Origin of the sequence: Streptomyces sp. NPDC089919 (assembly GCF_040684615.1) — a bacterium.
Taxonomy (GTDB): Bacteria; Actinomycetota; Actinomycetes; order Streptomycetales; family Streptomycetaceae; genus Streptomyces.
This window is the reverse complement of the sequence record NZ_JBFBGK010000020.1, coordinates 50,506-68,130: the sequence shown is the minus strand read 5'-3', so window position 1 is coordinate 68,130 and position 17,625 is coordinate 50,506. Positions and strand designations below refer to the sequence as shown.

At 73.2% G+C, this 17,625-nt stretch carries 21 protein-coding genes; 11 read left to right on the top strand and 10 right to left on the bottom strand.

All coding sequences use genetic code 11. From position 1 onward, the window contains the following. Window positions 1–2 precede the first annotated feature (2 nt). Together AB0O40_RS11745 and AB0O40_RS11740 are read right to left on the bottom strand one after the other, a co-directional pair. Window positions 3–407, bottom strand: coding sequence for an ACT domain-containing protein (locus AB0O40_RS11745; protein WP_365038611.1), 405 nt, complete (start codon window positions 405–407; stop codon window positions 3–5). Window positions 408–457: 50 nt separating this feature from the next. Further along, window positions 458–1,426, bottom strand: coding sequence for a threo-3-hydroxy-L-aspartate ammonia-lyase (locus tag AB0O40_RS11740; RefSeq protein ID WP_365038608.1), 969 nt, complete (start codon window positions 1,424–1,426; stop codon window positions 458–460). Window positions 1,427–1,544: 118 nt separating this feature from the next. Here AB0O40_RS11740 and AB0O40_RS11735 point away from each other — a divergent pair, with 118 nt between their 5' ends. The 4 genes from AB0O40_RS11735 (at window position 1,545) to AB0O40_RS11720 (ending at window position 4,209) form a co-directional block, all read left to right on the top strand. Beyond that, entirely contained in the window at window positions 1,545–2,486 is a 942-nt protein-coding gene (locus AB0O40_RS11735; protein WP_365038605.1) for a LysR family transcriptional regulator, read from the top strand. A gap of 173 nt (window positions 2,487–2,659) precedes the next feature. Next, window positions 2,660–2,839, top strand: coding sequence for a hypothetical protein (locus AB0O40_RS11730; RefSeq protein WP_365038602.1), 180 nt, complete (start codon window positions 2,660–2,662; stop codon window positions 2,837–2,839). Window positions 2,840–2,874: 35 nt separating this feature from the next. Continuing rightward, window positions 2,875–3,483, top strand: coding sequence for a disulfide bond formation protein B (locus AB0O40_RS11725; protein WP_365038599.1), 609 nt, complete (start codon window positions 2,875–2,877; stop codon window positions 3,481–3,483). 147 nt (window positions 3,484–3,630) lie between these two features. Next, window positions 3,631–4,209: an HAD-IA family hydrolase gene (locus AB0O40_RS11720; RefSeq protein ID WP_365038596.1), complete on the top strand. Its 579-nt coding sequence runs from the start codon at window positions 3,631–3,633 to the stop codon at window positions 4,207–4,209. A 43-nt stretch (window positions 4,210–4,252) separates the two neighbouring features. On the opposite strand, the gene AB0O40_RS11715 is transcribed toward AB0O40_RS11720, so the two are convergent. From AB0O40_RS11715 to AB0O40_RS11695, 5 genes are all read right to left on the bottom strand, one after another. Continuing rightward, the gene (locus AB0O40_RS11715; RefSeq protein WP_365038593.1) at window positions 4,253–4,480 is read right to left on the bottom strand and encodes a DUF397 domain-containing protein; all 228 of its coding nucleotides are present in this window, start codon (window positions 4,478–4,480) and stop codon (window positions 4,253–4,255) included. Between the two features lie 119 nt (window positions 4,481–4,599). Beyond that, entirely contained in the window at window positions 4,600–5,766 is a 1,167-nt protein-coding gene (locus AB0O40_RS11710) for a thiolase domain-containing protein (protein ID WP_365038590.1), read from the bottom strand. Further along, window positions 5,759–6,820, bottom strand: coding sequence for a thiolase domain-containing protein (locus AB0O40_RS11705; RefSeq protein WP_365038587.1), 1,062 nt, complete (start codon window positions 6,818–6,820; stop codon window positions 5,759–5,761). Before AB0O40_RS11705 ends, AB0O40_RS11710 begins: the two co-directional genes overlap by 8 nt. Further along, entirely contained in the window at window positions 6,820–7,770 is a 951-nt protein-coding gene (locus tag AB0O40_RS11700; protein ID WP_365038584.1) for an OB-fold domain-containing protein, read from the bottom strand. The genes AB0O40_RS11705 and AB0O40_RS11700 overlap by 1 nt, the downstream gene beginning before the upstream one ends. Before the next feature lie 18 nt (window positions 7,771–7,788). Further along, entirely contained in the window at window positions 7,789–8,589 is an 801-nt protein-coding gene (locus AB0O40_RS11695) for a crotonase/enoyl-CoA hydratase family protein (protein WP_365038581.1), read from the bottom strand. Between the two features lie 176 nt (window positions 8,590–8,765). Between AB0O40_RS11695 and AB0O40_RS11690 the strand changes: the two genes are divergently transcribed. Then, window positions 8,766–10,400 (top strand): acyl-CoA synthetase, encoded by a 1,635-nt coding sequence (locus tag AB0O40_RS11690; protein ID WP_365038578.1) that lies wholly within the window; start codon window positions 8,766–8,768, stop codon window positions 10,398–10,400. Window positions 10,401–10,526: 126 nt separating this feature from the next. Then, complete coding sequence (locus tag AB0O40_RS11685; RefSeq protein ID WP_365038575.1) at window positions 10,527–11,762, top strand: serine hydrolase domain-containing protein; 1,236 nt, start codon at window positions 10,527–10,529, stop codon at window positions 11,760–11,762. A gap of 22 nt (window positions 11,763–11,784) precedes the next feature. Here AB0O40_RS11685 and AB0O40_RS11680 read toward each other — a convergent pair whose 3' ends face one another. Next, complete coding sequence (locus AB0O40_RS11680; protein ID WP_365038572.1) at window positions 11,785–11,973, bottom strand: hypothetical protein; 189 nt, start codon at window positions 11,971–11,973, stop codon at window positions 11,785–11,787. 20 nt (window positions 11,974–11,993) lie between these two features. Here AB0O40_RS11680 and paaK point away from each other — a divergent pair, with 20 nt between their 5' ends. Further along, window positions 11,994–13,283 carry a phenylacetate--CoA ligase PaaK gene (paaK, locus tag AB0O40_RS11675; protein ID WP_365038569.1) on the top strand — a complete coding sequence of 430 codons (1,290 nt, stop codon included), beginning with the start codon at window positions 11,994–11,996 and terminating at the stop codon, window positions 13,281–13,283. A gap of 57 nt (window positions 13,284–13,340) precedes the next feature. On the opposite strand, the gene AB0O40_RS11670 is transcribed toward paaK, so the two are convergent. Then, complete coding sequence (locus AB0O40_RS11670) at window positions 13,341–13,919, bottom strand: HD domain-containing protein (RefSeq protein WP_365038566.1); 579 nt, start codon at window positions 13,917–13,919, stop codon at window positions 13,341–13,343. A 14-nt stretch (window positions 13,920–13,933) separates the two neighbouring features. Further along, window positions 13,934–15,046, bottom strand: coding sequence for a transcriptional regulator (locus AB0O40_RS11665; RefSeq protein ID WP_365038563.1), 1,113 nt, complete (start codon window positions 15,044–15,046; stop codon window positions 13,934–13,936). Between the two features lie 118 nt (window positions 15,047–15,164). Here AB0O40_RS11665 and AB0O40_RS11660 point away from each other — a divergent pair, with 118 nt between their 5' ends. The 4 genes from AB0O40_RS11660 to AB0O40_RS11645 all read left to right on the top strand — a co-directional run bounded on the left by AB0O40_RS11660 (window position 15,165) and on the right by AB0O40_RS11645 (window position 17,611). Further along, a complete protein-coding gene (locus AB0O40_RS11660) occupies window positions 15,165–15,359 on the top strand; it encodes a hypothetical protein (protein ID WP_365038560.1) in 195 nt (64 codons plus the stop codon). 23 nt (window positions 15,360–15,382) lie between these two features. Further along, on the top strand, window positions 15,383–15,613 hold the full coding sequence (locus AB0O40_RS11655) for a hypothetical protein (protein WP_365038557.1): 231 nt from the start codon (window positions 15,383–15,385) through the stop codon (window positions 15,611–15,613). Between the two features lie 136 nt (window positions 15,614–15,749). Continuing rightward, window positions 15,750–16,634 (top strand): YhjD/YihY/BrkB family envelope integrity protein, encoded by an 885-nt coding sequence (locus tag AB0O40_RS11650; protein WP_365038672.1) that lies wholly within the window; start codon window positions 15,750–15,752, stop codon window positions 16,632–16,634. 113 nt (window positions 16,635–16,747) lie between these two features. Further along, window positions 16,748–17,611, top strand: a complete 864-nt coding sequence (locus AB0O40_RS11645; RefSeq protein ID WP_365038554.1) for a sulfurtransferase — start codon at window positions 16,748–16,750, stop codon at window positions 17,609–17,611. Window positions 17,612–17,625 lie beyond the last annotated feature (14 nt).

The following is a 17,625-nucleotide window of genomic DNA, read 5'->3' as shown; positions in this document are numbered from 1 at the left end:
GTTCAGGAGGCGGAGCGGGCGGCGAGGCCTTCGAGCAGCGCGACCGCCTCGGGCGCGCGTTCGACGGGGACGAAGAGGTGGTCGTGGTGGTAGCCGGCGATGACGTTGCAGCTGAGCCCGGCGCCGGCCAGTTCGCGGGCGAAGGCGCCGGTCAGGCCGACGGCGTCGAGGGCGGAGTGGATCCGCAGGGTGATCCAGCCGGCCACGTAGTCGTAGGGCAGCGCGGCCTCGTCGGCCTCGGGGCGGGGCAGGACGAGGGTCAGGCCCTCGGCCTCCGCCACGGTCGCGACGGGGTGCAGCCCGGGCGGCACGACCCGCCCCTCGATGGTGCAGAAGACGTACTCGCCCGGGTTCAGTTCGGGCCGCATGCCGCTCAGGAGTGCCGCCAGGTCGGTTTCGCCGCTCATGGCCGGAGCATAAGGCCCCGGACCGGCGGCGTCGCGCCGACCCGGCGGGGTCATCCGTTGCCGAGGACGAGCTGGGCGAAGCGGGCCAGGTCGATGTTGCCGCCGGAGACGATGACGCCGACCCGGGCGCCGGGCAGTTCGTCGGCGAGGTTGCGCAGGGCGGCCAGGCCCAGGCAGCCGGTCGGTTCCACGACGAGCTTGAGGTAGGTCGCGAACAGCCTCATGGAGGCGACGAGTTCGTCGTCGGCGACCGTCACCACCTCGGGCTTCGCCCGGGTCAGGATCTCGAAGGGCAGGGCGCCGATGTGCTGCGTCTGCGCGCCGTCGGCGATGGTCTGGGGGGTGTCGATGTGCACGATCCGGCCCTCGGCCAGCGAACGCTGCGCGTCGTTCCCGGCGGCCGGTTCGACGCCGACCAGCCGGCAGCCGGGCGCCAGCGCACCGGCCGACAGGGCGGTGCCGGAGAGCAGCCCGCCGCCGCCGAGCGGCACGAAGAGCGCGTCGAGACCGCCGGTCTCCTCGAAGAGCTCCTTGGCCGCGGTGCCCTGCCCCGCGATGATGTCGGGGTGGTCGTAGGGCGGGATCAGCGTGAGTCCCCGCTCCTCGGACAGGGCCCGGCCGATCTCCTCCCGGTCCTCGCGGTAGCGGTCGTACGTGACGACCTGGCCGCCGTAGCCCTTGGTCGCGGCCACCTTCGCGGTGGGCGCGTCGTGGGGCATCACGATGGTGGCGGGCATGTCGAGCAGCCGGGCGGCGAGCGCCACGGCCTGGGCGTGGTTGCCCGAGGAGTAGGCGACCACCCCGGCGGCCCGCTGCTCGGGGGTGAAGCGGGAGAGGGCGTTGTAGGCGCCGCGGAACTTGAAGGCGCCCATGCGTTGCAGGTTCTCGCACTTGAAGACCACGTCGAGGCCGAGCTGTTCGTTGATCTGGCGGGAGCGCATCACCGGCGTGCGGTGGGCGTGCCCGGCGATGCGCAGCGCGGCGGCCGCCACGTCGTCGTACGTGGGGACTGCGGTCATGCGGCACCTTCCGTCGTGGGCCCGGGTCCGGTCCGGGGCGGTCCGGCCCCGTCCCACGCAGCGTAACCAGAGCCGCGCCGCCGGGGCACCTCCGACGTGCGGACCATAGGATCACTCTATGCCGCTGCCTCCCCGGGTCCCCGATCTCGCCGCCCTCGACCTGCTGCTGAGCGTGGTCGAACTGGGCAGTCTGGGACGGGCCGCGCAGGCGCACGGCATCAGCCAGCCCTCGGCGAGTTCCCGGATCCGCTACCTCGAGCAACTGGTCGGGCTCCCGGTGCTGGAGCGCAGCACGCTGGGGTCGCGGCCGACGGAGGCGGGGGCCCTGATCGCGGAGTGGGCGGGCCCGGTGGTGGAGTCGGCGCGGCGGCTGGGCGCGGGCATCGACACGCTGCGGGAGCAGCGGGACGCCCGGCTGCACGTGGCGGCGAGCCAGACGGTGGCCGAGTACCTGCTTCCCCGCTGGCTGGTGGCGCTGCGGGCGCGGCCGGCCACCGCGGACACCACGGTCACGCTGGAGGCGGGGAACTCCGCGGGCGTGGCCGAGGCGGTGCTGGCGGGGCGGGCCGGGCTGGGTTTCATCGAGGGGCCCCGGGCGCCGAAGGGGCTGGAGAGCCGGCCGGTGGCGCAGGACCGGCTGGTCGTGGTGGTCGCCCCGACGCACCCGTGGGCGGGGCGCGGCGCGCTGGCGGCCGAGGAGCTGGCCGGGGCGCGGCTGATCCAGCGGGAGCCGGGCTCGGGCACGCGCACCTCCTTCGAACGGGCCCTGGGGACGCTGCCGGCCGGTCCGCGACCGGAGCCGTTGCTGGAGCTGTCCTCGACCACCGCCATCAAGACGGCGGCGGCGGCCGGGGCGGGACCGGCGGTGCTCAGCTCGCTGGCGGTCTCGGCCGAGCTGGCGGCCGGCACGCTGAAGTCCCCGCCGGTGACCGGGCTGGACCTGCGGCGCACCCTGCGCGCGGTGTGGCCGACCGGGACCCGCCCGGCGGGCCCGGCCCGCGACCTGTACGGCATCGCCCGGCACTCGGGCCAGGGGGCGGCGGGCGGGGCGGGAGCGTAGGCCCTCGGGCCCTGGCCCGGGGTCCGGTCCGAGGAGCGGCCCGGGGTCCGGGCCGGGGTCCGGTCCGAGGAGCGGCCCGGGTCATAGAACGGGCCTATGGACCCATCGGCACGACGGGGCTACCGGCGTGCGGGCGGCGGACGGAGGGTGGAGCCGTCCGAGAGTTCCTTCCGATGAAGCAAGGCACCGCGATGTACACCCTCCTCTTCCTCCTCGTCTTCCTGTGCGTGGTCGCACTCCTGCGGGGCTGGCCCGCCCGGCTGCGGATGCCGCTGTGGGCGTTCACGCTGCTCGCCTCGGTGGCGGCCTTCCTGCCCCACGTCTTCGACCACACCTTCCACATCGCCCTCTGAGCCGTCCCCGGCTCTCGGAGGAGGAGCACCCCCTCATGAACACCACCACCGCCACCACCCGCTCGAACCGGCTGGGCCTCTTGTTCGCCCACGCCTATGTGGTCGGACTCTGCGGCACCCTGGCCGGCGCCTACTTCTTCCAGTTCGGCCTGGCCGAGTACCCCTGCCCGATGTGCCTGCTCCAGCGGGTCTTCTTCCTGCTCAGCGCCCTCGGGCCGGCCTGGATCGTGTACCGCTCGCGCAAGGGCGCGGTGACCGCCCGCGAGTGGGCCGCGGGCTGGGGCTGGGCGGTCGTGGCCGCGCTGGCCGGCAGCACCGTCTCGGCCACGCAGGTCCTGATGCACATCGTGCCCCCGGACCCCGGCTACGCCGGTGCGCTCTTCGGGCTGCACCTGTACACCTGGGCCCTGATCGCCTTCCTGGCCGCCGCGACGGCCGCGGGTCTCGCGCTCTTCCTGACCGACCGGGCGGAACCCCGCGACGCCGGGGTGAGCTGCCGGGCGCTGGCCTCGGCCGCCCCCGTCACCCTGGGCGTGCTGGCCCTCTTCGCGGCCAGCAACCTGGTGGCCTGCTTCCTGCTCCAGGGCTTCCACTGGCAGATGCCCGGGGACCCCACCGCGTACCAGCTGTTCCTGGACCTGTGATCCGCAGACCGTGACCCGACGCCCCGGCCGCACCGACGGCCGGGGCGCCGGTGGGCAGGTCGGCGGGCCGCAAAGCTGACGCAGCGCGGGGCCGGGGTTCGCCTTCCGGGCCGGACGGATCTAACATCCGGCCCCATGATCGACCCGATGAGCACCCCCGGATTCGACGCGGTCCTGTGCGACCTCGACGGCGTGATCCGCTTCTACGACGGCGCGGACGTGGCGGTCCTGGAGCGGGCGGCCGGTCTCGCGCCGGGCACCACGGCGTCGGTGGCCTTCTCGGCGGAGGTGGACGGGCCGCTGCTGCTGGGCCGGATCGGCCGCGAGGAGTGGGTGGCGGCCATCGCCGAGCACGTCCCGTACGAGCTGGCCCGCACCTTCGCGTACGCCGAGTCGCGGGTGGACCAGGAGGTGGTGGCCCTGCTGCGGGCCGCCCGCCGGACCCGGCCGCTGGTCCTGGTCACCAACGCCACACCCTGGCTGTACGACGACCTGACCGCGCTGGGCCTGGCGGACCTGGCGGACGCGGTGGTCAGCAGCGCCGACGTCGGCTGCGCCAAGCCCGACCCCCGCATCTACGAGATCGCCGCCGACCGCGCCGGCGTCCCCGCGCACCGCTGCCTCTTCGTCGACGACCGCGAGGAGAACGTCACCGCCGCCGCCCGGCTCGGCATGACGGCCCACCACTACACGTCACTGCCGGCCCTGCGCGCCGTCCTGGGCTGAGCCCGGCGGCCGGCCCGCCCGCGGGGCGGGCCGGGACCCGCGGTCAGGTCAGGTCGAAGTCGCCTTCCCGGGCGCCCAGGACGAAGGCGCGCCATTCGTCGGGGGCGAAGATGAGGGAGGGGCTTTCGGGGCGTTCGCCGTTGCGCATGGCGATGAAGCCCTCGACGAAGGCGATCTGGACATCGCCCGCGCCCTGGCTGCTGGACTGCCAGTCCGCGTTGGTCAGGTCCAGGTCCGGCTTGCTCCACCCGGTCAGCGGATGCGTGGTCATGCTGGCTCCCTCCGGTTCCGTCGTCCGGGGGCAAGGGTAGCGACGCGGCCGGGCGCCGGACAGCACGCGATCCGGCGCGCGGCCGGCGGGTGTTCGCCCGCCGGCCGGGCGCCGGCCGGTCAGGACTGCGGCGGCTCGGCGCCCACCAGCCACATGGCGAAGAACTGCGCCCCGCCGCCGTAGGCGTGGCCCATCGCCCGGCGGGCGCCGGGGACCTGGTGCTCCCCCGCCTGGCCGCGGACCTGCAGCGCCGCCTCGGCGAAGCGGATCATTCCGGAGGCACCGATCGGGTTGGTGGAGAGCACCCCGCCCGACGGGTTCACCGGCAGGTCGCCGTCGAGTTCGGTGACCCCCGACTCGGTGAGCTTCCAGCCCTCGCCCTCCTCGGCGAAACCGAGGTTCTCCAGCCACATCGGCTCGTACCAGGAGAACGGCACGTACATCTCGACCGCGTCGATCTGCCGCCGCGGGTCGGTGATCCCGGCCTGCCGGTAGACGTCCGCGGCGCAGTCCTTGCCGGCCTGCGGGGAGACGAAGTCCTTGCCCGCGAAGAGGGTCGGCTCGCTGCGCATGGCCCCGCCGTGCAGCCAGGCCGCCGGCCGCGGGGCCCGCTCGGCGCCGGTCCGGTCGGTGAGCACCATCGCGCAGGCGCCGTCCGAGGAGGGGCAGGTCTCGGAGTAGCGGATCGGGTCCCAGAGCATGGGCGAGGCCTGGACCTTCTCCAGCGTGATGTCGTGCTCGTGCAGGTGCGCGTACGGGTTCTTCAGCGCGTTGCGCCGGTCCTTGTACGCCACCAGCGAGCCGACCGAGTCGGGGGCGCCGGTGCGCCGCATGTACGCCCGCACGTGCGGGGCGAAGAAGCCGCCCGCGCCGGCCAGCAGCGGCTGCTGGAAGGGCACCGGCAGCGAGAGCCCCCACATGGCGTTGGACTCGGACTGCTTCTCGAAGGCGAGGGTGAGCACCGTGCGGTGCACCCGCGCCGCGACCAGGTTCGCCGCCACCAGCGCGGTGGAGCCGCCCACCGAGCCGGCCGTGTGCACCCGCAGCATCGGCTTGCCGACCGCGCCGAGCGCGTCGGCCAGGTACAGCTCCGGCATCATGACGCCCTCGAAGAAGTCGGGGGCCTTGCCGATGACGACCGCGTCGATGTCCGCCCAGGTCAGCTCCGCGTCCTCGAGGGCCCGCCGGGCGGCCTCGCGGACCAGGCCGGCGAGGGAGACGTCGTGCCGGGCGGCCACGTGCTTGGTCTGGCCGATGCCGACGACGGCCACGGGCTCCTTACTCATGTGAGTCCCCTTCGAGGACGGCGACCAGGTTCTGCTGGAGGCAGGGGCCGGAGGTGGCGTGGGCGACGGCGCGGTCCGACTCGCCGCGGTGGATGCGGGCGGCCGCCTCGCCGAGCCGGATCAGGCCGGCGGCCATCATCGGGTTGGCGGCCAACGGCCCGCCGGACGGGTTGACCACGACGCCCTCGTCCAGGCCGAGGGCCTTGCGCAGGACGACCTCCTGGGAGGTGAAGGGCGCGTGCAGTTCGGCGGTGTCGACCGGTGCGTCGAAGACGCCGGCCCGCTCGGCGGCCAGCCGGGCGGAGGGCGAGTCGGTGAGGTCCCGCACGCCCGGGGAGTGCGCCTCGATGCGGTGGTCGATGCCCCGGATCCAGGCGGGCCGCCCGCACAGCCGGCGGGCGGTGTCCCCGGCGGCCAGGATCACGGCCGCCGCGCCGTCGCCGACCGGCGGGCAGTCGCCGGTGCGCAGCGGCATGACCTGGTAGTCACCCATGGGCACGTCCCCGCGCAGCTGGGCGTGCGGGTTGTCGGCGGCGGCGGTGCGGCTGCGGGCGGCGATGGCGGCCAGCGCCTCCTCGTCGGTCTCGCCGGCGTCGATCAGGGCCTGGGCCTGGAGCGCGGCGAGGGCGACCGCGTCGGGCCACAGGGGCGCCAGGTAGTAGGGGTCGAGCTGGCGGGTCAGCACGTCCCGGACGGTGCCCGGGGAGGACTTGCCGTAGGAGTAGACGAGGGCGGTGTCGGCCTCGCCGGTCTGGAGCTTGACCCAGGCCTCGTACAGCGCCCAGGCGCCGTCCATCTCCACGTGGGACTCGGAGATGGGGGGCCAGGCGCCGACGCCGTCGAGGGTCATGGTGAAGGAGAAGGCGCGGCCGGCGAGGTAGTCGCTGGAGCCGGAGCAGGTGAAGCCGATCTCGCCGGTCTTCAGGCCGGTCTGGGCGAGCACCTTGTGCAGCACCGGCATGACCATCTCGACTTCGCTGAGCTCGTCGCTGCGGCGGGTGTGGTCGCTCTGGGCGAAGGCCACGATCGCCACGTCACGGATGCCACGGCCCATCACAACAGCTCCTTGTACGCGTCGTAGTCGGCGTCCGGTTCGCCGGTCGGCCGGTAGTGGTCGGGGTAGCGGCCGCCCTCGGTCCACACCGGTTCGACCCGCAGGCCCATCCGGACCTGGTCGTAGGGGATGCCGCCGATCCGGCCGTGCAGGGCGAGGCCGGCGCCGTCGAGGGCGATGTGGGCGTAGACGTACGGCACCTCGATGTCGAGGTTCTTGGCCTTGATGTTGACGATGCAGTAGGTGGTGACGGTGCCGGCCGGGCCGACCTCGACCTGGTCGGTGGTGGCCACCCCGCAGGTCGGGCAGGCGCCGCGGGGCGGTACGTACACCTTCTGGCAGGAGGGGCAGCGCTCGCCGACCGTGCGCCGGCCGGAGAGGGCGTTGATGTACGCGGTCTGGGCGCGGCCGGGGCTGTAGGTGTAGTCGAGGCGGGCCTCGGCGACGATGCCGGTGACGGGGTCCGCGAAGGAGCCGTCGTGCGGGCGGGCGGCCGGCGCGTCCGGGGCCGGCTCCCCGGCCGGTTCGAAGCAGGCGATGTCGGTGATGGCGCCGGTGCGTTCGGCGGCCCAGCGCACCCGTACCCGCATCCCGGTGTGGACGGCTTCGGGGCCGGGGGCGTCCAGGGCGTGCAGCAGAGCGGTGTCGGCGCCGTCGAGCCGCACCAGGACCCAGGCGAAGGGGGTGGCCAGTGGCTGGTTGCGGCGCGGGTGCGGGTTCCAGGCCCAGGTGGTGACGGTGCCGGTGGTGCCGACCTCGACGAGTTCGCGCAGTTCGGCGGCGGTGGCGGGGTCGTACTCGACGGGCGGGACGAGCACCTTGCCGTCGGCGGTGGTCACCCCGAGCAGGGTGCGTTCGCGCAGCCCGGTCAGGAAGGCGCTCTGCACCGGTCCGAGGGACCGGGTGAAGGGGAATTCGACGACCAGCGGCGCGCTGAGGACTTCGGTCACGGTGTCAGGGGCTCCTTCTCAGGCGCGCCGGTAGACCGGCGGGCGCTTCTCGGCGAAGGCGCGGGCGCCTTCCTTCGCGTCGGCGGTGTCGAAGACGGGCCAGCCGCGGGTGAGTTCAGCGGCCAGTCCCTCGGTCTCGGTGAGCTCGGCGCTCTCGTAGACGGAGGCCTTGACGGCTTCGACGGCCAGCGGCCCGCAGGCGTTGATCTGCTCGGCGACGGCCAGGGCTGCGTCCAGCGCGGTGCCGTCCGGGACGACCCGGCCGACCAGGCCGATCCGCTCGGCCTCTGCCGCGGTGTAGGGGCGGCCGGTGAGCAGCATCTCCAGGGCGTGGGTGCGGGGGATCTGGCGGGGCAGCCGGACGGTGGAGCCGCCGATGGGGAACAGGCCCCGCTTGACCTCGAACAGGCCGAAGGTGGCGCTCTCGGCGGCGACCCGGATATCGGTGCCCTGCAGGATCTCGGTACCGCCGGCGACGCAGTAGCCCTCGACGGCGGCGATGACGGGTTTGCGCGGCCGGTGGTGCCGGAGCATCGCCTTCCAGTGCAGGTCGGGGTCGGCCTTGAGGCGGTCCCGGTAGTGGTCGCCGGCCATGCCCTTGCCCGCCAGGGCCTTGAGGTCCATGCCCGCGCAGAAGTCCCCGCCGGCTCCGGTCAGGACCACCGAGCGGATCCCGTCGTCCGCGTCGGCCTCCAGCCAGCCGTCGTACAGCCCCACGAGCAGGGGCAGGGACAAGGCGTTCTTGGCCTCCGGCCTGTTCATGGTGAGCACCAGCGTGGCGCCGTGCCGGGTCACTGCGAGGTGTTCGGTCCCACCCATTGCCGTCCTCCCGTCTCAAGACCTAGAACAGGTTGCAGGAGTGGCGGTGCCAGTTCAATAGTTTTCTGACAGGCAGTCAGATTTCTTCGGCGGCGCCCTTCCCCATTGGGGTGCGCGGCGCTCTAATAAGCCGCCGAGCGAGCCAGTGCCAGGGATTTCCGGGGTCAGGAGGAACGGTGGAGTACAACCTTGCCGACCTGTTCGAGTCGGTCGTGGACGTGGTCCCGGACCGTGAGGCGCTCGTGTACGTCGACCACCCCGGCACCGGCGCCGAGCGCCGCCTGACGTACCGGGAGCTGGACACCGCCGCCAACCGGCTGGCGCACCACCTGATCGACCGGGGGCTGCGCCCGGGCGAGCACCTGGGGCTGCACCTCTACAACGGCGTCGAGTACCTGCAGACGGTACTGGCCTGCCTCAAGGCCCGCCTGGTGCCGGTGAACGTCAACTACCGGTACGTGGAGGAGGAACTGGTCTACCTCTACCGCGACGCGGACCTCGCGGCGCTGGTCTTCGACGGGGAGTTCACCGAGCGGGTGGCCGCCGCGCTGCCGCAGACGGAGAAGCTGCGCCACCTGATCCGGGTGGGCGAGGCGCCCGAGGGGGCGCCGGAGCCGGCCGTCGAGCCGGTGGCGTACCAGGCGGCGGAGGCGGCCGGCTCACCCGAGCGGGGCTTCCCGGCCCGCTCGGCCGACGACCTCTTCATCATCTACACGGGCGGCACCACCGGCATGCCCAAGGGCGTGATGTGGCGCCAGGAGGACCTGTTCTTCGCCGGGCTCTTCGGCGGCGAGCCCTCGGGCGAGCCGGTCAAGCGCCCGGAGGAGCTGGCCGAGCGGGTCGCCGCCAAGGGCGCGGGCCTGACCTTCTTCCCCGCTCCCCCGCTGATGCACGGCACCTCCACGCTCACCTCCTTCGTCGCCTTCAACTACGGCCAGCGGATCGTCATCCACCGCAAGTACGCCCCGGAGGAGGTGCTGCGGACCATCGAGAAGGAGAAGGTCTCCAGCGTGTCCCTGGTGGGTGACGCGATGCTCCGGCCGCTGATCGACGCGCTCAACGGCCCGCTGAAGGGGACCGACCTCTCCTCCCTCTTCAGCGTCTCCTCCTCCGGCGCGATCATGTCGGAGACGGTCCGCGCCGAGTTCCAGGCGCTGGCGCCCAACGTCATGCTGCTGAACAACTTCGGCTCCTCCGAGTCCGGCTCCAACGGCCGCGCCACCGACGACTCCGGTCCGGCCAAGGGCTTCCGGCTGCTGGTCAACGAACGCACCCAGGTCGTGGACCCGGCCACCCACGAGCCGGTACCGGTCGGCACCCCCGGCCGCCTCGCCCAGCGCGGGTACGTCCCGCTGGGCTACTACAACGACCCGGTGAAGACGGCCGAGACGTTCTTCCAGCGCGGCGAGGAACGCTGGGTGCTGCTGGGCGACATGGCCACGGTCGACGAGGAGGGCATCGTCACCGTCCTGGGCCGCGGCTCACAGTGCATCAACACCGGCGGCGAGAAGGTGTACCCGGAGGAGGTCGAGCAGGCCCTGAAGTCCCACCCGGACGTGTACGACGCGCTGGTGGCGGGAGTGCCGGACGCGAAGTGGGGCAACCACGTGGCGGCGGTGGTCCAGGTCCGCGCGGGGGCGCCGCGGCCGTCGCTGGACGACATCCAGGCGCACTGCCGGACCCGGCTGGCCGGGTACAAGATCCCCCGCCAGCTGGTGCTCACCGACGTCATCCAGCGCTCCCCCAGCGGCAAGGCCGACTACCGGTGGGCCCGTGAGGTGGCGACCACGGCGGACGCCGGACGGGACTGACGCGGCGGGCCGGGACCCCCGGGGGGCGAGCTACGGGCCGCCCCCGGGGGCCCTGACGGGTGATCTTCACGCGGGTCGACGGCCGCCGGGGCGGGCCCCGGGGGCACCGTGCCGATACTCCGGGGCATGAGATCCGTCCGCACCGCCGCTCTTCCGCGCCTGGCCGCGGTCACCGCGCTCACCGCCCTCGTCGCCCTCGGCTCGCCGCTCCCGACCGCCGCCGGCACCCCGGCGGCCGACGGCGGCCACCGCACGCACTGCGTCAGCTCCCGGCCGCCCCAGCGCGGTTCCGCGCTGGAGGTGCTGCGGATCGCCGAGGCGGCCAAGAAGGAGCTGGACCTCAAGTCGGTGATCCTGCGGGTCACCCTCGACGGCCGCGAGGTGGTCACCTCCGCCCTCGGCGAGTCGATGACGGACGTCCCGGCCCGGGCCGACATGCACTTCCGCAACGGCAACATCGCCATCAGCTACCTGGGCACGGCCCTGCTGAAGCTGGTCGACGAGGGCAGGGTCTCCCTGGACGACCCGGTCGGGCAGTGGCTGCCCGACCTCCCGCACGGTGACAAGATCACCCTGCGGATGCTGGGCGCCTCCGCCACCGGGCTGATCGACTACGTCAAGGACCCGGCCTTCCAGGCGGCGGTCGGCGCGGATCCGTTCCGGCAGTGGACCGCGGACGAGCTGACCTCGATCTCGACCACCAAGCCGCTGCTGTACCGCCCGGGCACCAACTGGAGCTATTCGCACGCCAACTTCGTCCTGCTCGGCGAGGCCCTGGAGAAGATCACCGGGACCCGGCTGGACCACCTGCTGCACCACGAGGTCCTGGGACCGCTCGGCCTGACGGAGACGAGCAACAGCTTCACGCCCGACATCCCGACCCCCGTCCTGCACGCCTTCAGCGGCGGGCCCGGGGACTACCAGGAGTCCACCTTCTGGAACCCCTCCTGGACCACGGCCCCGGGCGCGGTGGAGACCACCGACATCTGCGACCTGGCGCGCTCGGCGTCCGCGATCGGCTCCGGCGAGCTGCTGTCCGAGCCGTCCTACCGGGAACTGCTGAACCCCGGGACGGTCGGCCTGGGCACCCCGACGAAGAAGTGCCCGGCGACCCTCTGCATCCCGCAGACCGAGGCCACGCACTACGGCATGGGCGTCCTGGTGCTGGGCGACTGGATCTCCCAGCACCCGCTCTTCTTCGGCTACTCCGCGTCGATGGCCTACCTGCCGTCGAAGCGGCTCTCCATCGCGGTCTCCACGACCAACGGCCCGACCGCCCCGGCCACCCACAACGCGCACACCATCGTCCAGCGCATCGCCAAGGCCCTCGAGCCCGGGCACCCGATCCCGGACTTCGGCTGACGCTCCCGCCTCCTGGGGGCCGTCAGGCCCCCAGGAACTCCTCAATACGGCTGGCGAACCAGCCCGGATCGTCGCGCTCCCGGGCCGCCTCCAGCCGGTGCTCCAGGGGCACCGGCAGCCCCACCGCCCAGGACGTGATGGTGGCCAGCACCAGGCGGCGGACCAGATCCCGGCACGGATCCGCACCCGACTTCTTGACGCCGCCGCTCAACTACCGAATGATCGGTCGGCATGACGGATCTCCTGGATGCGGCGGAACGGCTCGACCCCGAGGAGCTGGCCGCCCTGCAACTGGCCCGGCTGCGCGAGACCCTGCGGCACGCGTACGCGAACGTCCCCTTCTACCGGGACTCCTTCGACCGGGCCGGGGTCGCCCCGGACGACCTGCGCACCCTGGCCGACCTGGCCCGCTTCCCCTTCACGACCAAGGCGGACCTGCGGGACAACTACCCCTTCGGGATGTTCGCCGTACCGCAGTCCGAGGTCCGCCGGATCCACGCCTCCAGCGGCACGACCGGGCAGCCGACCGTGGTGGGGTACACCGAGCGGGACCTGGAGACCTGGGCCGACGTGGTGGCGCGCTCGCTGCGCGCGGCCGGCGCCCGCCCCGGCCACAAGGTGCACGTGGCGTACGGCTACGGCCTGTTCACCGGGGGCCTCGGCGCCCACTACGGCGCCGAGCGCCTGGGCTGCACGGTCATCCCGGCCTCCGGCGGCATGACCGAGCGCCAGGTCCGCCTGATCCTGGACTTCGAGCCCGAGGTCATCATGGTCACCCCCTCCTACATGCTGACGCTGCTGGACGAGATGGAGCGCCAGGGCGTCGACCCGCGCGCCACCTCGCTGCGCACCGGCGTCTTCGGGGCGGAGCCCTGGACCGAGGAGATGCGCCGGGAGATCGAGGAGCGGCTGGGCATCGACGCCGTGGACATCTACGGGCTCTCCGAGGTCATCGGCCCCGGCGTGGCGCAGGAGTGCGTGGAGACCAAGGACGGGCTCACGGTGTGGGAGGACCACTTCCTGCCCGAGGTGGTCGACCCGCTGACCGGCGAGGTGCTGCCGGACGGCGAACACGGCGAGCTGGTCTTCACCTCCCTGACGAAGGAGGCCATGCCGGTGGTGCGCTACCGCACCCGGGACCTGACCCGGCTGCTGCCGGGCACCGCACGGCCCGCCTTCCGGCGCATGGAGAAGATCACCGGCCGCAGCGACGACATGATCATCCTGCGCGGGGTGAACCTCTACCCGGCCCAGATCGAGGAGATCCTGCTCCGCACCCCCGGCGTCGCCCCGCACTTCCAGCTCCGCCTGACCCGCGAGGGCCGCATGGACGCCCTGACCGTCCGCGCCGAGGCCCGCCGCGACACCTCCCCCGCCGACCGCACCGCGGCCGCCGCCTCGGTGGTCCGCGCAGTGAAGGAGGGGGTCGGCGTCTCGGTCTCCGTCGAGATCGTCGACCCCGAAACCCTGGAACGCTCGGTCGGCAAGATCAAGCGGATCGTGGACCTGCGCAAGGACTGAGGGCGGCCCTCAGGTCGGGCGGTTGCCCGACCGGGGGGCGCTTTCGTGGAGCCGGGCTCAGGGCTTCTCGCCCACGGCCGCTCGCAGCCAGTCCAGGGTCCCCTGCCCCAGCAGTTCCTCAGCGAGCCGCTGGCCCGTCTCGGTCGTCAGCCGGGCCCGGCTGTTGTCGATCCAACGCTGAGCTGCCGCGTACCCCTGGGCCTTGTACTCGATCCCCTGGAGCAGGCACTCCAGCTTGTCGGCGTCGCGCGCGCAGATGGCCTCCGCCGATCCCTTCCCCTCGTACTCGGCGACCAGATCTTGGATCGTCGCAGCAAGCAGCTCGGGCATGCCGGCCGTCTGATCGGCGGTCACCGCTTCCGGATCGGCTCCGGTCGAGTATTTCTTGCCGAGGTGGTTGACGTCTCCGGTGCGGGTCTCCTGCGTGTCGTGCCAGACCGCGAGGAACGCCGCCCGGGCCGGGTCTGCGCCTTCCAGCTTCGCGATGACCGATGCGATGAGGGAGGTGCGCCACGAGTGCTCGGCCACGGTCTCGGGCTGCTTGACGCCGGCCATCCACCATCCCGTGCGCGCAGCGTTCTTCAGGGTGCCTGCCTCGAAGAGGAAGCGTGCCACCGCGGACAGGTCGTCAGCCACGTCTGTTCTCCTTCTCATGCCTCCGCGAGACGGATGGCGTACCGGATTCCCTCGAGCTCTCGCCGCGCGCGTGTCGAAGTCTCGGTGCCATCCAACAGCATGGGCAGGCGGTCCCGCAGATCATGACTGGCGGAGGAGCTGCGAAGGAGCCCCGGGCGCAGTGCGAGCAGGGCCCAGAGGGTGTGGATGTTGAGGTCGTAGAACCCTCGGTCCGGGGTAAGGCCGGCAACTAGGTGGCGGAGCAGCACGTGTCCGTGCCACGCAGGTCTGCCGGAGCTGGCGATGAAGTCGTCTGAGAGCTGAGGGTGCGCGCTCTCCCCGATCCAGTACGCCCAGTAGTTCAGGTTCGCGGCCTCGCCCGCGTCATCGTCGTCCAGGGTGGTGGCGATGAAGTGCCGCATCCGGTCACGGTCGCCTTGCCGTGCCGCCACCGCTGCGACGGAGCGGGCCGCGAGCCAGCGAGTCAGCCAGTCGTCCGGGCGGTCCGCGCGCTGCTGCTGGCTCAGCCAGCCGGAGGTGTCGGCAGCATCGTCGTACCCGGCCAGGTACAGGGCTTGGCGTCGGAGAAGGAAGTCACGACCGTGAGCCTCCTCGGCGGTGGCTCGCATCCGGTGGAAGAACCGACGACGGTCCTCGGCGGTCAGTTCTGGCCGAGTCGGGACGGGTCCCCGTCGAGGTCGGGGTGGTGGCCCGAGTCCGCGCATCGTCTCGGGTGTGACTCCGTTCAGCGGCCAGGCCAGCACCTCGACGAGGTCGCGCTGCAACACCCATGCGCCGAGCGGGCTGTCGCCGGTCGGTCCCTCATCAGCGAGGGCGCTGCTCAGCAGGACGTCCGCCTCCAACCCCTTGTCGAGGGCGAGGAGGAGAGCGGGACTCGCACCCATGCGCATGAGGCGGTGTCGGTGGACGAGCATCTGCCCCATGGGCAGCGACGTCAGTGGGCGCCGTCCGGACTCCCAGCCCGCGACCGTGTCGGTCGACACTCCGAAGGCCTCGGCGAGTGAGTCCTGGGTGTGGGCGAGCTGCTCGCGGATCACGCGGAATACATGGCCGGACACTACCCCGGAACGACCGGGTCGAGCGGTTCCCCGACTGCGGGTCAGGGCGGGCGGGGCGCCGTTGCCCATGACGTCTCCTCTGCCTGCGTCTACCCCAAACTACCCGTACCAGCAGTCACTTCGCGCGACCTTGCGCTCTTCCTAGGCTCCTCTCATCACTCGCTGACAACGGTAGGGAGCCCCATCCATGACCCAAGCGCCGCTCAACTTCACCCCCCTCGACCACGCGCTCCTGAACCGCCGCGTCGTCGACACCCGATCACTCCGCGAAGGCGTACTGACGGCCGTTCTGGTCGAGGACGGCGAGCCGCTGGCGTACGTCCGCGGGGACGACCACCGCGAGTTCACCGCCCCGCCCGCGGCCCTGCGGGCCGTGCGGTGAACGGATGGCGGAGTCTGGCGCGGATGGAGGCCGAGGCAGCGAATCTGGTGGTCATCGGGCTGGGGCTGGCGGTCACGCCGTCGGCCGCCCATCCCGGGGGCGTCTGCCGGACCGCCACCGTGCCGTGCCCGCGCTGCCGTCGGCCGGGCACGATCCAGCGACTCCTCGGCTCCGACCTGGTCCGCTGCGACCCCTGCCGCGGCGGGTTCGGGATCACCCACGGCCCCGTCCACTGCTGGCAGCCGATCCGCTGAGGAGAAGCCATGCGCATCTGCTGCGGCGAGGCCGGGGGCTACCCCCGGTTCGGCCCCCGGACGGCGTAGGGCAGGCCCGGGATCGGATTTTGCACGGGTCTGGGGCGGTTCGTGGTACTCAGGATGCGTGACACTGATGCCCCCGGGCGGCGCCGGGCCCCCGCATCGGGTCCGGCGGCTGTACGACCGGCTGGCCGGCTCGGTCACCGGGCTGGCCTGGAGCCGCGGCCGCGAGATGGAGCTGATGCACCGGGCCATGGGTTTCGCGGCTCTGGGGTTCCTCACCCTGATCCCCCTGCTGATCGTGGTGGCGGCCGCCGCGCCCGGCAGCTTCCAGGGCTTCGGCCGGTGGCTGGGGCAGGGGCTCGGGGTCTCGGCCTCCTCCCGCGAGCAGATCGAGCTGCTGTTCGGTGCCAGCGCCGGGGCACTCGAACGGACCACCGCCTTCGGTCTGGCCGCGCTGGCCGTCTTCGGACTGACCTTCGGCTCGGCCGTCCAGACCGGCTACGAGAAGGTCTGGGACCTGCCGACGGCCCGCTGGCACACCATGTGGCTGCACGTGGTCTGGCTGGCCCTGCTGATCGTGTTCCTCGGGGTCCTGATCGCCGTCTCCCCGCCGGGCGACGGCATCGCGCGCACCCTGCTGGCCGGCGCCGCCGACTCGGTGAGCACCATGCTCTTCTTCTGGGTCTCCCAGCGGCTGCTGCTGGGCGGACGGGTCCGCTGGAGGGCGCTGCTGCCCGGCGCGGTGGCCACCACGCTGGGGCTGCTGGGCCTGCGGGGCTTCTCCCAGCTGGTGTTCTCCCCCCTGATCGCCTCGAACGCCGTCACCTACGGAGCGTTCGGCACCCTGCTGGTCGTGCAGTCCTGGCTGGTGGGCGTCGGGTTCGTGGTGTACGGGGGCGCGCTGGTGGGACGCCTCTTCCACGAGCACCGCACGCTGCGGCGGCTGCGGCGGTCGGGGATCCTGCCGCCGGGGCCCGGGCCGGGTCCGGAGCCGGGGCCCGGCCGGGGGGTGTAGGGACGCCGGACCGTCGGCCGCTGCGACGGTGGACGCGTCGGGGCGTTGACAGTTCCCGAGCCGCGCTGCGATGTTGATCATCCGGCCCGGCCCCGAACGAACGGTGCTCCCCCATGCCCATGCCCAGCCCCTACGGCCTCCCCACCGGGCCCGCCTTCGGCACCCTGATCGACCCCCGCCGGCTCGGTCCGCGGATCGGCCGGCCGGGCCTGGTGGTGCTGGACGCCTCGGTCGGCGCGCACCGGGACGCCGGGCGGCACATCCCCGGCGCCCGGCCCTTCGACATCGACGGGGCCCTCTCGGACCACACCGGCCCGCTGCCGCACACGATGCCGGGAGCCGAGGCCTTCACGGAGGCGGTGCGCGCCCTCGGGGTGGACGACCACAGCACCGTCGTGGTGTACGACGCGGCCGGGATCTACTCCAGCGCCCGGGCCCGCTGGATGTTCAAGGCCATGGGATTCGACAACGTCGCGGTGCTGGACGGCGGGCTGCCCGCCTGGGAGGCGGCCGGGCTGCCGGTGGAGCCCGGGCCGCCCGGCCCGGCGCCCCGGCGCGGCGGCTTCACCGCCCGGCCGCGCCCCGGGCTGCTGGTCGGCGCCGCCGAGGTCGCCGCCGCCCTGGCCGAGCCGGGCGCCGCCGTCCTGGACGCCCGGACCCGCGGCCGCTTCGCCGGTACCGAGCCGGAGCCGCGGCCCGGCCTGCGCGCGGGCCACATGCCGGGGGCGCGGAGCCTCCCCTTCGGCGAGCTCCAGGACCCCGACGGCCGGATGCTGCCCGCCCCGCGGCTGCGCGAGGCCATCGAGGCCGCGGCCGGTCCGAGCGAACGCCTGTACTTCAGCTGCGGCTCGGGCGTCACCGCCTGCGTCCTGGCCCTCGCCGCCGAACTGGCCGGCTACGACGACCTGTCGGTCTACGACGGCTCCTGGGGCGAATGGGGCCTCCCGGGCCCCCTCCCGGTGGTCGAGGGCCCCTGACCTGCGCCGTACCG